The 15,296-nt window shown below is 61.4% G+C and carries 12 protein-coding genes; 5 read left to right on the top strand and 7 right to left on the bottom strand.

The genetic code is table 11. The features are described 5' to 3' along the window. Window positions 1-53: 53 nt before the first annotated feature. Genes O5O48_RS01070 through O5O48_RS01060 form a run of 3 tightly spaced genes read left to right on the top strand, consistent with a single transcriptional unit; the run spans window position 54 to window position 2,050 of the window. Entirely contained in the window at window positions 54-368 is a 315-nt protein-coding gene (locus tag O5O48_RS01070) for a DUF6482 family protein (protein WP_269687909.1), read from the top strand. Window positions 369-377: 9 nt separating this feature from the next. After that, entirely contained in the window at window positions 378-1,916 is a 1,539-nt protein-coding gene (locus O5O48_RS01065; RefSeq protein WP_269687908.1) for a cryptochrome/photolyase family protein, read from the top strand. After that, on the top strand, window positions 1,916-2,050 hold the full coding sequence (locus tag O5O48_RS01060) for a DUF2256 domain-containing protein (RefSeq protein WP_088277840.1): 135 nt from the start codon (window positions 1,916-1,918) through the stop codon (window positions 2,048-2,050). Before O5O48_RS01065 ends, O5O48_RS01060 begins: the two co-directional genes overlap by 1 nt. Window positions 2,051-2,056: 6 nt before the next feature. Here O5O48_RS01060 and O5O48_RS01055 read toward each other — a convergent pair whose 3' ends face one another. The 4 genes from O5O48_RS01055 to O5O48_RS01040 all read right to left on the bottom strand — a co-directional run bounded on the left by O5O48_RS01055 (window position 2,057) and on the right by O5O48_RS01040 (window position 5,954). After that, complete coding sequence (locus O5O48_RS01055) at window positions 2,057-3,181, bottom strand: methyltransferase (RefSeq protein WP_269687907.1); 1,125 nt, start codon at window positions 3,179-3,181, stop codon at window positions 2,057-2,059. Window positions 3,182-3,260: 79 nt separating this feature from the next. Further along, window positions 3,261-3,671, bottom strand: a complete 411-nt coding sequence (gene mscL, locus O5O48_RS01050; RefSeq protein ID WP_088277787.1) for a large-conductance mechanosensitive channel protein MscL — start codon at window positions 3,669-3,671, stop codon at window positions 3,261-3,263. A 68-nt stretch (window positions 3,672-3,739) separates the two neighbouring features. Further along, window positions 3,740-5,191, bottom strand: coding sequence for a polyphosphate:AMP phosphotransferase (gene pap / locus O5O48_RS01045; protein WP_269687906.1), 1,452 nt, complete (start codon window positions 5,189-5,191; stop codon window positions 3,740-3,742). Beyond that, window positions 5,184-5,954, bottom strand: coding sequence for an EAL domain-containing protein (locus O5O48_RS01040; RefSeq protein WP_269687905.1), 771 nt, complete (start codon window positions 5,952-5,954; stop codon window positions 5,184-5,186). The genes pap and O5O48_RS01040 overlap by 8 nt, the downstream gene beginning before the upstream one ends. Window positions 5,955-6,052: 98 nt before the next feature. Between O5O48_RS01040 and radA the strand changes: the two genes are divergently transcribed. Continuing rightward, window positions 6,053-7,423, top strand: a complete 1,371-nt coding sequence (gene radA / locus O5O48_RS01035; RefSeq protein ID WP_088277791.1) for a DNA repair protein RadA — start codon at window positions 6,053-6,055, stop codon at window positions 7,421-7,423. Window positions 7,424-7,627: 204 nt separating this feature from the next. On the opposite strand, the gene O5O48_RS01030 is transcribed toward radA, so the two are convergent. From O5O48_RS01030 to ettA, 3 genes are all read right to left on the bottom strand, one after another. Continuing rightward, window positions 7,628-7,984: a PilZ domain-containing protein gene (locus O5O48_RS01030; RefSeq protein WP_228245838.1), complete on the bottom strand. Its 357-nt coding sequence runs from the start codon at window positions 7,982-7,984 to the stop codon at window positions 7,628-7,630. A 57-nt stretch (window positions 7,985-8,041) separates the two neighbouring features. Then, on the bottom strand, window positions 8,042-9,379 hold the full coding sequence (gene gdhA / locus O5O48_RS01025; protein ID WP_269687904.1) for an NADP-specific glutamate dehydrogenase: 1,338 nt from the start codon (window positions 9,377-9,379) through the stop codon (window positions 8,042-8,044). Between the two features lie 199 nt (window positions 9,380-9,578). Next, entirely contained in the window at window positions 9,579-11,243 is a 1,665-nt protein-coding gene (gene ettA, locus O5O48_RS01020; RefSeq protein ID WP_233049115.1) for an energy-dependent translational throttle protein EttA, read from the bottom strand. Window positions 11,244-11,420: 177 nt separating this feature from the next. On the opposite strand from ettA, the gene O5O48_RS01015 reads away from it, so the two are divergent. Beyond that, the gene (locus O5O48_RS01015; RefSeq protein WP_269687903.1) at window positions 11,421-15,296 is read left to right on the top strand and encodes a bifunctional diguanylate cyclase/phosphodiesterase; all 3,876 of its coding nucleotides are present in this window, start codon (window positions 11,421-11,423) and stop codon (window positions 15,294-15,296) included.

Here is a 15,296-nt window from a genome sequence, read left to right as displayed (position 1 = left end):
AAGGTTTTTGTGTAAGGGTATCGTTCCTGTACAACTTTGCAGGAGTCGATGCCATGACGCTGGAACAATTGATGCAGGCAGCGGACAGAGGGGCCTTGCAGGACCTGGATCTGCTGTCACACGAGGGCGCGGTGTATCTGGTCGAGGCGCTGATCGACGGATCGCGCCATCTGCTCAAGCAGCACGAGGGGGATACTCGGCCCTGGGTATTCCGCTCCCTGCATGACGCGCGCAATGCGCTGGTGGAGCTGCCCTTTCAGACTATCAATCTGGTTCATCTCAATGTCTGTGACGAGATGGGGCCTGACGCCCTGGTTACGGGTGGTCCACAGGCGGCGATGCGACTGCCTCTGCCGCTGCACCCCTGAGTGGCTGACATGCGTAATCTGATTGTGCTGCTGGGTGACCAGCTTGATCCGGCCATCAGCAGCCTGGCTGGCGCCGATCCGGCGCGGGACCGTATCCTCATGGTGGAAGCCGAGGAGGAGGGACGTTACGTTCCTCATCACCCGCAGAAGATTGTGTTTATCCTCTCTGCCATGCGGCATTTTGCCGAGGGGTTGCGTGGCCGTGGCTTCAACGTTGATTACATCAAGCTGGACGACCCGGCCAACAGCGGCTCGCTGGATGGCGAACTGGCGCGTGCCCGCAGCAGGCTGCAGCCTGAACGCATTCTGCTGACCGAGCCCGGGGAATGGCGACTGCTGGATCGGTTTCGTCAGCGTCAGGCTGACTGGCCCGAATTGACCTTGCTGCCGGATGAGCGGTTTTTCTGCAGCGCGGAGTGGTTCGCCAACTGGGCCGCGGGGCGCAAGCAGTTGCGGATGGAGTTCTTCTATCGTGAGATGCGTCGCCGCAGCGGACTGCTGATGACGCCAGAAGGCCAGCCGGAAGGCGGCAGCTGGAACTTTGATCAGGATAATCGCAAAGCCCTGCCTGCGGGGCACCCTGTACCGGCGCAGCCGCATTTTCCGATGGACGCCATCACCTGCGAGGTAGCTGCCCTGGTCGCTGCCCGGTTTGCTGATCATTACGGTCAGCTTGAGGGTTTTGATTACCCGGTCACCCACGCGGATGCCGAGGCGTTGTGGCAGCGTTTCCGCCAGCAGGCGCTGGCCCGGTTCGGTGACTACCAGGATGCCATGGCGGTGGATCAGCGCTGGCTGTTTCATGCGCGCATAGCCGCGGCACTGAATATCGGGCTGCTTGATCCGCGCCGGGTGTGTCTGGACGTGCAGGCCGACTGGCAGGCTGGCCTGATTCCGCTGAACGCGGCCGAGGGCTTTATTCGCCAGATTCTCGGCTGGCGCGAGTATGTTCGCGGTATCTACTGGCTATTGATGCCGGAGTACGCCGAGCGCAACGCCTTCGGCAATCAGCGCGATCTGCCCGCGTTCTACTGGACCGGCAAGACGCGGATGCGTTGCATGCAGCAGGCAATTGGCCAAACGCTGGAACATGCCTATGCGCACCATATTCAGCGTCTGATGGTTACCGGCAATTTTGCCCTGCTGGCGGGTATTGAACCCAAGCAGATTTGCGACTGGTATCTGGCCGTGTACATGGACGCCTTTGACTGGGTGGAGCTGCCCAATACCCTGGGCATGGTAATGCATGCCGATGGGGGGTATCTCGGCTCCAAGCCCTATTGCAGCAGTGGGCAGTACATCAAGCGGATGTCGGATTACTGCGGCGGCTGCAGCTACAAGGTCAGCGAGCAGACCGGCGCCAGGGCATGTCCGTTCAACGCGCTGTATTGGCATTTCGTCATGCGCCACCGCGAGCAGCTCGGCTCCAATCCGCGCATGGCGATGGTGTACCGCAACCTGCAGCGCATGCCGGAAGCCAAACAGCAGGCCCTGTGGCAGTGGGGCGAGCATCTGCTGGAGCGGCTGGATGCCGGTGAGATGCTGTGATTCGCAAGGGTGACTTGCCGCAGAAAACCTGCGCGGTGTGCGGCAGGCCCTTTGCCTGGCGCCGCAAGTGGGCGCGCTGCTGGGATGAGGTGCGTTACTGCTCCGAGCGCTGCCGCCGTGCCCGCAGCGGCTGAGCGCTGTCAGCTGGCTGCCAGCACTACGAACTTGGGTGCAGCGGCGCGCTGTTCGACCTTGGCGAAGTAGCGCCTGAGGGTCTGGTGGTAGCCCAGATGGCGATTGCCGACCACCAGCAGCTCGCCGCCATGTGCGAGCGCCTTGCGGCTTTGGTCAAACAGTCGGCGGGCGATTTGATCACCCACCACCTGCTGCTGGTGGAACGGCGGGTTGCACAGAACAAGATCGGCGGACCCTGGCTCGGCTTCACTCAGCCCGTCGCTGACGATGAAGCGGGCGCTGCGGCCGGGGAAGGCTGCTGCGAAGTTGTCCTGCGCCGATGCCACCGCTGCCCAGGACTCGTCGATAAATGTCAGCTGTGCCTCGGGGTTGCGGCAGGCTGCCATCAGGCCGAGAGCGCCATTGCCGCAGCCCAGGTCCACTATCCGCGCGCTGCCCAGGTCTGACGGAATGCAGGGCAGCAGCACGCGGGTGCCGATATCCAGCTTCTCGCGCGAGAACACGCCGGGGCGATTGTTCAGCAGCAGCGGGGTGCCATCCAGCGGGTAGTGGGTGCTCAGATTGCTGGCGCAAGGCTGCAATACCGGATTGTGCCTGCACTGCAGCAGCCGGGCCTTCTTCCAGCCAAGCGAAGCCTGATAGGGACCAATATGGGCTGCCAGCAGGTCGCCGGCACTCGGCGGCAGGTGCTTGATCATGCTGCCGGCCAGCAGCAGGGCGTTGTCGGTGAGGTGCGGGCGCAGGCGCTGTAACTGATCCTGCAACAGGCTCAGGCTCTTGGGGATGCGCAGCAGCACCTGGCGATAACAGCCGTCCGGTGTCTGGGTGCTATTGAAGAATTGAACCCTGGCCGAATCAAGATTGTTGGCTGCGAGGTTGCCCTGCAGGGCGCGCCAGCTCATCCATGAATCGCCCCAGCTGTGTGTCTCCAGACCTGCCGTTGCCAGTGCGCAGGCGAGTGCGCCGAAGCTGTCGTTGACGACCAGAATCGGGCCGCTGTCGGCGGGCTCCTCCTGCAGTCGCTGCAGCAGGTAGAGATCGGCGTTGTCGAAGGCCTGAAGTGTGTCTTCCCGGGAGGTGGGATAGCGCTGCAGCTGCAGTGAGCCGTAGGGGGTATCGCAGGATTGCATGGTCAGCCAGGGCAGTGGGGCGTGCCGCGCAGTATAGCATTACGCGGTGCCCGGATCGGTACCGGGCACCGCTGGGGGCTTATCCCTGTTTCTGCTCTTTCAGCAGGTCGCGGATCTCGCCAAGCAGTACCTCTTCCTTCGACGGTGCCGGCGGCGCAGCTGGTGCTGCCTCTTCCTTTTTCTTCAGGCTGTTCATTACCTTGACCGCAGTGAAGACCGCGGCGGCGATGATCAGGAAGTCCACGACGCTCTGGATAAACATTCCGTAGCCGATGGCCACCTCGGCTGCGTCACCTTCTGCCTGTTTCAGGACAATGGCCAGATCGGTGAAGTTGACGCCGCCGATCAGTACACCCAGCGGCGGCATGACGACGTTGTTGACGAACGAGGAAACGACCTTGCCAAACGCGGCGCCGATGATAATACCCACGGCCATGTCGACAACGTTGCCGCGCATGGCAAAAGCCTTGAATTCATCCAGTAGTTTCATTGCCTATTTCCTTGAGAAGCGCCGACTTGGCGAGAGCTGATCATAGCCAAGCAAGCACGTTTTACCAACTACTCAAGTGCTTCCTCAAGTGCCTCGCAGAGGATGCGCAACGTCTGGATGCGGGCATGACGCTTGTCTTCAGCGGGAATCAGGTGCCACGGTGCCGAGCGGGTCGAGGTGTGCTCAACCATGTCATTGAGCGCCTCAACGTACTCGGGCCAGCGCTTGCGGTTACGCCAGTCTTCCTCGGTCAGCTTGTAGCGTTTGACTGGTGATGCTTCCCGTTCCTTGAAGCGCTTGAGCTGCTCCTGCTCGGTGATCGCCAGCCAGAACTTGATCAGCAACGTACCGTTCTCGGTCAGCTGTTGCTCAAAATCATTGATCTCGGCATAGGCGCGTTGCCATTCGGATTCGGCGCAGAAGCCTTCAACCCGCTCTACCAGGACGCGGCCGTAGTAACTGCGGTCGAAGACCACGACATTGCCCGGGGCTGGTATGCGTCGCCAGAAGCGCCAGAGATAGGGCATCCGGCGCTCCTCGTCACTCGGCGCGCGGGTGCCGTGAACCCGCAGGATACGCGGGTCGAGACATTGGGTGATGCGGCGGATGGCACCGCCCTTACCGGCGGCATCACTGCCCTCGAACACCAGCATCAGGCTGCGACGGGCGAAGCGCGGATGCTGCATCAGGTCGCGCAGTCTGTTCTGCCAATGCAGCAGCTGTTGCTGGTACTCGTCCTTTGGCAGCTTCTGGCTGTAATCCAGCTGGGCGAGGTAGTCGCGCTGGGCGGGTTGCCAGCCGTAGACCGGGCGCGGCACCGGCGGTGTGTTGATACGCTGGCGCATGGCTTCCAGCACAATCTGGCCGATCCGCTGATCGCGCAGGTGAGGGTCTGTTGCCGGCACCCGAATCCAGGGGGACTCGTTTGTGGAGGTCAGCTCGGTCATCAGGCGGGCGCCCTCGCGCACCTTCTCGTAGTCGGCGGCGCTGAAGTCACCCCATTCGCGCATGGCTACGGTCTGTTTCAGCAGACTGGGGTCTACCCGCTGGCGCGTCCCGCGTTCATCGTCGGTCAGGTGCAGCCAGATCTTGACCAGGATAATGCCTTCATCATTGAGCAGGCGTTCGAAATGCAGGATGTCCTGCATCTGTGCGGTAAAGCGGTTGATGCTGATTTGCCCCCGACTCAACTTCATCAGCGGCTGGTGGTACCAGGAGCCCAGATAAAACCCCAGTTCGCCGGCCGGTGGCAGGGTGCGCCAATAGCGCCACATGCGTGGCATGCGCTTGTCGACCCCTTTGGGCATCCCGAAAGCGCGGGTATTGAGGTAGCGGTTGTCCAGCCACTCGTAGAAGCTGTGGATGACTTCGGCCTTGCCGGCGAAGTCGTTGCCGCTGATCAGAACCAGGACCGAGCCGTGTTCCAGTGAACGCAGTTCGAACTGGGTCTCCAGCAGTTCCTCGCGCAGCGCTTCGCGTTCGGCCTTGCGCTGCTTGCTGTCGTCCTTGCTGTTACCCATGCGCGACGGCAGACCAATTGATGTCCGGTACCTGCTCGAAGGCCGGACGTGCCAGCAGATAGCCCTGAAAGAGATGGACATTCTGTTCGCGCAGGAATGCCAGCTCGGCTTCGGTTTCGACCCCTTCAGCGATGACTTCGATGCTCAGGGCGGCACAGACCCCAAGGATGCCGCGCACGATCGCCTGCTTTATCACGTCCTTGTCGATATCACGGATCAGCGCCATGTCCAGCTTGATGATGTCCGGCTGGAACTCGGCCAGCAGATTCAGCCCCGAATAGCCTGCACCGAAATCGTCGATGGCGGTTTTGAAGCCCTGGCGCTTGTACTCGGTAATGATGCTTTTGAGATGATCTTTATCGACCATCTGCTCGTTTTCGGTAATTTCGAAAATCAGCCGCTCCACCGGGAAGTTGAAGCGCTTTGCCGCTTCCAGGGTAGCGCGAATGCAGGTCGCCGCCTGATACACCGCGTTGGGCAGAAAATTGATGCTGACAAAGCAGGGGATGTTCAGCCGGGCCGCCAGCTCCACTGCCTTGACGCGGCAGGACTGGTCAAACTGATAACGATTGTCGGTGGTGACCTTCGACAGAATGCCGGCCGCGCCGGTACCGTCTGTGCCTCGTACCAGCGCCTCGCAGGCAAAGAGCTGGCGGGTGCGTACATCGACGATCGGCTGAAACGCCATGCTGAAGTCAAAGTCCAGCGCAGGACGGTCGATGCAGGCTCGACAGGGCGGCGGTGATTGTGGCTCGGTAGTCATTCTGTTGGATCCTTACGCCTTTAGGCGGTCAGTATAGAGGATAATGTTCCTCTGATATCAAGCGGCGCTTTATGGTGCCTCGACCCGGATAAAGCAAGATGGCCAAACAGAAACGTATTTACGGCTGCACCGAATGCGGTGCCACCTTTTCCAAGTGGGCGGGCCAATGCCCGGAATGCCAGGCGTGGAACAGCATGGTGGAGACTGTGGTGGACACCACGCCTACCGGTGGCAGCCCCTCACGCAGCAGCAACTGGACCGGGCAGCAGGCGTCAGTCAAGACGCTGGCAGAGGTCACTACAGAAGAAATGCCGCGTCAGCCCAGCGGCTCGTCCGAGCTTGATCGGGTGCTGGGTGGCGGCCTGGTCGCCGGGTCGGTGGTGCTGATCGGCGGCGATCCCGGGATCGGCAAATCGACCATTCTGCTACAGACCCTCTGCCGCCTGGCGCAGGGCATGCCCGCGCTGTATGTAACGGGTGAGGAGTCCCAGCAGCAGGTGGCCATGCGCGCTCGCCGGCTCGGCCTGCCGGAAGATCAGCTCAAGGTGATGACCGAGACCTGTATCGAGAGCATTGTTGCGACGGCGCGGCAGGAACAGCCCCGGGTTATGGTGGTTGACTCGATCCAGACCATCTTCACCGAGCAGTTGCAGTCGGCCCCGGGCGGTGTTGCCCAGGTACGCGAGAGCGCGGCCTTGCTGGTGCGATACGCCAAGCAGAGTGGCACGGCAATTTTTCTGGTCGGCCACGTTACCAAGGAAGGCTCGCTGGCCGGGCCGCGGGTGCTTGAGCACATGGTGGACACGGTGCTGTATTTCGAGGGTGAGGCTGATGGTCGTTACCGCATGCTGCGGGCGGTGAAGAACCGTTTTGGTGCGGTAAACGAGCTGGGTGTGTTTGCCATGACCGACAAGGGTCTTAAGGAAGTGGCCAACCCCTCTGCGATTTTCCTCTCACGTTATGACGCGCCGATTCCCGGCAGCGTGGTGATGGCTACCTGGGAAGGCTCGCGCCCGATGCTGGTGGAGGTGCAGGCGCTGGTGGATACCAGCCATCTGGGCAATCCGCGTCGGGTCACGCTGGGGCTGGATCAGAACCGGTTGGCGATGCTGCTGGCCGTGTTGCACCGCCATGGCGGCGTTGCGACCTATGACCAGGATGTCTTCGTCAACGTCGTCGGTGGCGTCAAGGTACTGGAAACGGCAGCCGATCTGGCGCTGCTGGCGGCGGTCATGTCCAGTTTGCGCAACCGGCCGCTGCCGATGGATCTGATGGTATTTGGTGAGCTGGGGCTGTCAGGTGAGATTCGCCCGGTGCCGAGCGGGCAGGAGCGCCTGAAGGAAGCCGCCAAGCATGGCTTTACCCGCGCCATCGTACCCAAGGCCAACGCGCCCAAGGAAGCGCCCAAAGGAATGCAGGTGATTGCCGTGACCCGGTTGGATCAGGCGCTTGCGGCGATATTTGAGTAGCAGCGGCGTAGCCGCTGCTACAGCTGCAAGCTGCAAGCTGCAAGCTACAAGCTGCAAGCTGCAAGCTACAAGCTACAAGCTACAAGCTACAAGCGAAAAGCGAAACTCCCGGGGCTAGTCGCTGGGGAGGGAGTTGGGAGGCACTCTCAGCTTGAGGCTTGAGGCTTGAGGCTTGAGTCTTGCCGCTGCGGCGCTTGGCGCCGCCTAAAGCAAAGCCGCCAGCTCTCGTTCCAGCAGCGCTGCATCGCCCAGGTTTAGGGCGACCAGGCGGCGCAGGTGGCTGATGGAGTCGAGGTCGATGTGCTCACATTGAAAGCCGAGCAGTCCTTCTTCGGCGTGAGCCAGTGAGACTTCCATGCGGATCTGGCTGCCTTCGGACAGGTCGATAATGGCAACGAAAGGGGCTTTGGCGCGTGTTGTGTCCCACTGATCAGGCTGCATGACCAGCAGGCCACGCAGGGATATGTCGATCAACTGAACTGCCACGCACCAGTCGTCCTGCTGCAGCAGGGTGTGGGCATCGAACGGAATGCGGCTGAAACGCCGTCTGTCATCGTGCATCCGATGGCTCCCGGGTGTATTGGTCATCGATGCCCACACTATAGCGCTTTTTACCGCTTACACCACGCCTTGAGCGAGCATTGCGTCGGCGACCTTGACGAAGCCGGCGATGTTGGCGCCCTTGACGTAATTGATGTGGCCGTCTTCTTCTCTGCCATAACGTTCACAGGCGGCGTGAATGGATTGCATGATGCAATGCAGCTTCTCGTCGACCTCGCCGGCAGTCCAGTGCAGGCGCATGGCGTTCTGGCTCATTTCCAGGCCGCTTACCGCCACACCGCCGGCGTTGGCAGCCTTGCCCGGGGCAAACAGGATGCGATGCTCCTGGAGCAGGTCGACGGCCTCCAGAGTGCTCGGCATGTTGGCGCCCTCGGCGACAGCGATGCAGCCGTTCTCGATCAGATGACGGGCTTCGTCTGCATCCAGTTCGTTCTGGGTTGCGCAGGGCAGGGCAATGTCGCAGGGCAGATGCCACGGGCGCTGGCCGGCGATAAATTCACAGCCGTCGCCGTGCAGCGACTCCAGTCGCCCGCGCTGCTCGTTCTTCAGCGTCATCAGCGTGTCCCACTGTGCCTGGGTCATGCCGTCCGGATAGTACAGGGTGCCGCCGGAGTCGGAGACCGAGATCACCTTGGCGCCCAGCTCCAGCACCTTCTGCGCTGCGTACTGGGCGACGTTTCCGGAGCCGGAGATGGCAACCCGTTTGCCCTCGAAGCTGTCATTGCGCTGCTTGAGCATCTGCTCGGCAAAGTAGACGCAGCCGTAACCGGTCGCTTCGGGACGGATCAGACTGCCGCCATAGCTGATGCCCTTGCCGGTCAGAACGGAGGTGAATTCGTTGCGCAGGCGTTTGTATTGGCCGTACATGTAGCCAATTTCACGCGCACCGACGCCGATGTCGCCGGCGGGGATATCCAGGTCTGCACCAATATGGCGCGACAGCTCGGTCATGAAGGCCTGGCAGAAGCGCATGATCTCGCCGTCGCTTTTGCCCTTGGGATCGAAGTCGGAGCCGCCTTTGCCGCCGCCCATCGGCAGGCTGGTCAGCGCATTCTTGAAAACCTGCTCGAAGGCGAGGAATTTCAGCACGCCAAGATTCACCGACGGGTGAAAGCGCAGGCCACCCTTGTACGGACCAATGGCGCTGTTCATCTGCACACGGAAACCGCGGTTGACCTGCACGTTACCCCGGTCGTCGACCCAGCAGACGCGAAACTGGATGACGCGCTCGGGCTCGATCAGACGTTCGATGATGCCTGCACGCAGGTATTTCGGGTTGGCTTCCAGGAAGGGCCAGAGGCTGCTGAGCACCTCTTCGGCAGCTTGGTGGAATTCTGGCTGATGGGGGTCGCGCAGGGTCAGTTCGGTCAGGCAGGCAGCCAGGGTGTAGGTCATGTCTGGAGTCACTTTTCTATACGTTTAGGACGAAAGGACGTAAACCTACCAGACTGCGAACTGCACAGGAATGGTGCGATTGTAAAATAGCGTGCACGCCAGTGTTTTATTTTGGTGCGCCATATCCCGAGCGGGTGGCAAGGCAGGATCCGCAACAGCGCGGCCACACCGGATGGTGTGGCCGCGCTGCTGGGGAAGCTCAGGCGAGCTTTTTGTAGCGGACGCGATGCGGCTGCGTAGCGGCTTCGCCCAGACGCTTCTTGCGATCGGCTTCGTACTCGGTGTAGTTGCCCTCGAAGAAGGTCACTTGCGAGTCGTCCTCGTACGCCAGGATATGGGTGGCGATACGGTCCAGGAACCAGCGATCGTGCGAGATCACGATGGCCGAGCCGGGGAAGTCCAGCAGCGCTTCTTCCAGCGCGCGCAGGGTTTCCACGTCGAGGTCGTTGGACGGTTCGTCGAGCAGCAGTACGTTGGCGCCCTGCTTGAGGGTCAGCGCCAGATGCAGGCGGCCACGCTCACCACCGGAGAGGTCCTTGACGAACTTCTGCTGGTCGGAGCCCTTGAAGTTGAAGCGGCCGACGTAACCACGCGACGGCATCTCGTAGTTGCCGACCTTGATCAGGTCGAACCCATCGGACACCTGCTCCCATACGGTCTTGTTACCGTCGAGGTTGTCACGGCTCTGGTCGACGCTGGCAATCTGTACGGTTTCACCGATCTCGATAGTGCCACTGTCCGGCTGTTCCTTGCCGGTGATCATGCGGAACAGGGTCGACTTGCCGGCACCGTTACCGCCGATGACACCCACAATGGCCCCCTTGGGGACGCTGAAGCTCAGGTTGTCGATCAGCACGCGATCACCAAAGCCTTTGGTGACGCCGTTGAACTCGATGACCTTGTCACCCAGGCGCGGGCCAGCCGGGATGTAGATCTCGTTGGTTTCGCTGCGTTTCTGGAATTCCTGCGATTGCAGTTCCTCGAAGCGCTGCAGGCGAGCCTTGGATTTGGCCTGACGGCCCTTGGCGCCCTGACGGACCCACTCCAGCTCGGCTTTCATGGCCTTGGCGTGGGAGGCCTCCTGCTTGGCTTCGGTTGCCAGGCGGGCAGCCTTGGATTCCAGCCACTGCGAGTAGTTGCCTTCGAAGGGGATGCCCTGGCCACGGTCCAGTTCGAGAATCCAACCGGCAACGTTGTCGAGGAAGTAACGGTCGTGGGTAATCGCAACCACGGTGCCCGGGAAGTTGTGCAGGAACTGCTCCAGCCAGGCGACGGAGTCGGCATCCAGGTGGTTGGTCGGCTCGTCCAGCAGCAGCATGTCGGGCGCCGACAACAGCAGGCGGCAGAGTGCTACGCGGCGCTTCTCGCCACCGGACAGGTGCTCGATCTTTGCGTCCCAGGCCGGCAGGCGCAGCGCATCGGCGGCGACTTCCAGCTGGCGCTCAAGGTTGTGGCCGTCGGCGGCCTGCAGAATGGCCTCCAGTTTGCCCTGTTCGGCAGCCAATGCGTCAAAGTCGGCATCGGGCTCGGCGTAGGCGGCATATACTTCGTCCAGCCGGGCCTGGGCATTCTTGATTTCGCTGACGGCTTCTTCGACGATCTCGCGTACGGTCTTGTCGTTGTCCAGCTCGGGTTCCTGCGGCAGGTAGCCAACCTTGATGCCCGGCATGGGGCGTGCTTCGCCCTCGATCTCGGTATCGACACCGGCCATGATCCGCAGCAGCGTGGATTTACCTGCACCGTTGAGACCCAGAACGCCAATCTTGGCGCCGGGGAAAAAGGACAATGAGATATCCTTCAGAATCTGACGCTTCGGGGGGACGACTTTACCGACCCGATGCATGCTATAAACATATTGAGCCATGTTGGCAGAACCTGTTGAATGGGAGTGTACGGAAAGGTCTTCGCCAGGGCGGCGAAATGTGGTGGCAAGGCTAGCCCAACTGGCCTGCAAGGGCAAACCGTTTGCAGCGGATCCGATGCCCGCAGCCGGTGGTGTCAGCCCCTTTTTTTCGGACCGCGAACCGACAAGTGATACGCCTTGAATAAAAATAAGAAAACGTGGTCAGCCGAGCCGCGCGCTCAGGCTGAAAGTCGGGTTGGCACCCAGCCCGCAGTCAACCGTCTGGGTATCGCGATGTTTGCGGTCGCCAGCGGCCTCCTTATGGCGCTGCTCGGCTGGCAATCCTACGTCGACTTTAAAGTGCTCAAGCGTCAGCATCAGACGCTTGTGGAAGAAGCGGTCTGGCTGACCGCCGACCAGATGGAGCTCAACCTCGCTAAAACCTCGCACGCTCTGATCGCGCTGCTCGATAGCCTCGACGGCAAGCCGCTCGGGGATGTTGCTGTTGCGGCGCAGGTGTTGCTGCCCGGGGTCTACGGTGTGCAGCGCATTGACACCGATGCCGGCCCGGAAGACAGCCGTGAGCCCTGGGCGCAGAGTGTACGTCAGCTGCAGATAGGCGGCGAACCCTTCGCTTTGGTATCGGATGCGGCGCACAACCTGCTGTTCTGGACGCTGAACAGCAGGCAGGATAATCGTTACTGGGTATTGCGGCTGGACGAGCGCGTGCTCTCGGCGCTGGTGTCGGCGCGCAGCGGGCAGGGCTATCGCTGGCTGCTGGAAGATACCGGGCAGGGGCAGGTACTGGCCAGGCAGCAGCAGGACAGGCTGGCGTTTCTCGGTGGCACGTCCATGACGGCTGAAGAGCGCGCGCGTGTTGTGGTCAGTGCCCCGGTGCCAGGCACACTCTGGCAGGTACGCGGACTGGTCGAGCCGCATTATTACGCTCAGCAGCTGGCGCCGCTGTTGCTGGGCAAGGCGCTGCTGTTCAGCGGTTGCCTGCTGGTTCTGGTGGCAGCACTGTGGTTCATGGGGCGCCAGGCGCATGCCAATCGACGCATGCAGGCCGATCAGGATCGCTCCATCCGCAGTCTGCTGGACACCGAACGACGCTATCGCGATATTTTTCAGGGCGTTGACATGGCTTTGTGCCTGGTCGACCTGGTGGATATCAAACAGGCGCTGTTGCGTGAAGGTATCTTCAACGCCGAGCAGCTCGATCGCTGGTTGCTGGAAAACCCCGAGCGGCACGGGGAGCTGCTGGAACGTATTCACTTTCTCGAAGCCAACCAGGTTGCGCTGGCGCTGCTGGGGCTACCCAATGTGGCTGCGATCGAGCGGTTGTTCCGGGGGGAACGCCACCTGCGCACGGGCGGAGGGCGCTACCGGCTGTTACTGGCATTGATCAACGGTGACGAGCGTTTCGAAGTAGAGACGCCGCTGCGTCTGCCCGACGGCAGCACCCTGTATGTATGGGTGGTGATGCGTCTGCCGGAGAGTGCCGAAGCGCTGCATGCCGTTCCCATGAGCGTCACCGATCTGAGTCAGCGCCGAGCCACGGAGCTGGCCCTGCGCCAAAGCCGCGAGTTCTGGGCCGAGGTTGTGCGCTCCGTGCCTGACCTGATTTATATTCGTGATACCAAGTGGATGGGCGCCGGCGATTTTCTGTTCAGCAACAGGACGCTGGCCGAGATGCTGGGCTACAGCGCTGAGGAAGAGGCCTCAATGGGAGCCGATTACCGTAATCGGCTGCTGCACCCTGATGATCTTGAATACATGCAGATCAACCGTCGCCTGCAACTGGCACTGGGTGACGAGCAGATCCTCGAATGGCGGGTGCGCTGGCGCCACCGGGACGCTGGCTGGCGCTGGTTCAGTATCCGTTCGAAGGTGTTCAAACGCGGCCCCGACGGGCGGGTGGTGCAGGTCATCGGGTTTGTCCGCGACATTCACGAACAGACGCTGGCCAGTGAACAGGTCCAGCGCTCCGAGGCGCGCTACCGGCAGCTGACCGAGAGCATCAGCGACATTGTATGGTCGACCAACAGCGATTTTCGCACCGACTACATCAGCCCGTCGGTCAAGCGGCTGCTCGGGTACAGCCCGAAATTCATGCTCAGCAAGTCCTACGTCGATAGCCTTGCGGACCAGCGCTTTGTCGAGTTCCTGGAGCAGATTCGCGCCGAGCTGCGGGATCAGGTGCACGTACCCGAGCGCGCCGCCGCATTGCGCGAGCAGGGGTATCAGCGCCAGATCACGTTTGACGGTATCAAGGCGGACGGTCGCAAGTGTCCGCTTGAAGTACGTATTACCCTGATGTGGTCAGCCCAGGGGCGGTTCCTCGGTCTGCTGGGACTGGCGCGGGATGTGAGCGAACAGCGTCGTACCGAAAACCGCTTGCGGATGGCTGCCACGGTATTCGAGAACACCACCGGCGGTATCGTGGTCACCGACCCTGCCGGCTATATCGTTCAGGTCAACGAAAACTTCTCCCGTATTACCGGATTCGATGCCGACGAGGTGATCGACCAGTTGCCGGCGATTCTGACCTCCCAGGCGTATGAGCCGGCGTTTTACCGGGCGATCGTTGACGCAGTTCACCAGCAGGGGCACTGGGAGGGAGAAGTCTGGCTGCGTCGTCGTTCCGGCGAGGTCTATCCCAGCTGGGCCGGAATAACCGCGGTGCATGATAACGACGGTGATCTGGTCAGTTATGTCTGCTTTTTTGTTGATATCAGCGAGCGCAAGGCATCGGAGGAGCGGATCCAAAGCCTGGCCTACTACGACGTGCTGACCGGGCTGGCCAATCGAACGCTGTTCCAGGATCGTCTCAAGGCTGCCTTGCAACTGGCTGCCCGCAGGGACGAATGGGTTGCGGTGCTGTTTCTGGATCTCGACCGCTTCAAGCCGATCAACGACAGTCTCGGCCACGCCGCGGGTGACCATGTCCTCAAGGAGGTGGCGCAGCGGCTGTGTGCCTGCGTTCGCGAGAGCGACACCGTGGCCCGGATGGGTGGCGATGAGTTCACCATGCTGTTGTCGGGTCTGGCGGATCGTGATGTGGCGCTGTCGACGGCGATGCATGTGGCGGAGAAGGTGCTTCATGCGCTGGCGGGTGCAGTGGTGCTGCAGGGGCGTGACTTCTTTGTGTCTGCCAGTATCGGTATCGCACTGTACCCGCAGGACGGAGCGGAAAGCAGTGTGTTGCTGAAAAACGCTGACACTGCCATGTATCACGCCAAGGGAGCGGGCAAGGCAACGTTCCAGTTCTATCAGAGCGGCATGAATGCCAAGGCGCTGGAGCGGTTGGCGCTGGAAAATGACCTGCGCCGTGCGGTGCAGGACCAGGCGTTCGAGTTGGACTATCAGCCGCAGTTCAGTTGTCACAGCGGACAGCTGACCGGTGCCGAGGCTTTGCTGCGCTGGCGCCATCCCGAGCGTGGTGTGGTGTCGCCTGCAGAGTTCATCCCTATTGCCGAGGAGTTGGGTCTGATCCGTACGCTTGGTGAATGGGTGCTCAATGAAGCCTGTCGCCAGGTTGCCGACTGGCGGGACCGGGGCCTGCATCTGCCGCGTCTGGCCGTCAACCTGTCGGCCATGCAGTTTGATGACGGTGCGCTGTCCGTTCAGATCGCCAGCGTGCTGGAGCACTACAATCTGGCGCCTGAGGCGCTGGAGCTGGAGCTGACCGAGAGTATCCTGCTGCGCAACATCGATGAAACCATGCGTACGCTTGAGGAGTTCAAGCAGCGTGGCATGCAGATCGCCATTGATGACTTCGGTACCGGCTACTCGGCGCTCAATTACCTGCGCGACTTTCCGATTGATACGCTGAAGATTGACCGGGGCTTTATCGAGACAATGCACCCCGGCAGCCGTGACGCCCTGCTGGCCCAGGCGATTGTTGCCATGGGCCGCAGTCTGCAGCTGCGGGTCATCGCCGAAGGGATTGAGACCGAGGAACAGTACCAGCTGGTCAGTAGCTTCGGTTGTGACGAGGTGCAGGGCTACCATCTGGGACGGCCTGTGGCGGCGCAGGAGTTCGAGCGGCGCTGGCTGCAGTCGGGTGCATGA

It is taken from the genome of Halopseudomonas sp. MFKK-1 (assembly GCF_027474385.1).
Classification (GTDB): domain Bacteria; phylum Pseudomonadota; class Gammaproteobacteria; order Pseudomonadales; family Pseudomonadaceae; genus Halopseudomonas; species Halopseudomonas aestusnigri.
The sequence above is the reverse complement of the archived record's forward strand: the minus strand, read 5'-3'. Positions and strand labels throughout refer to the sequence as shown.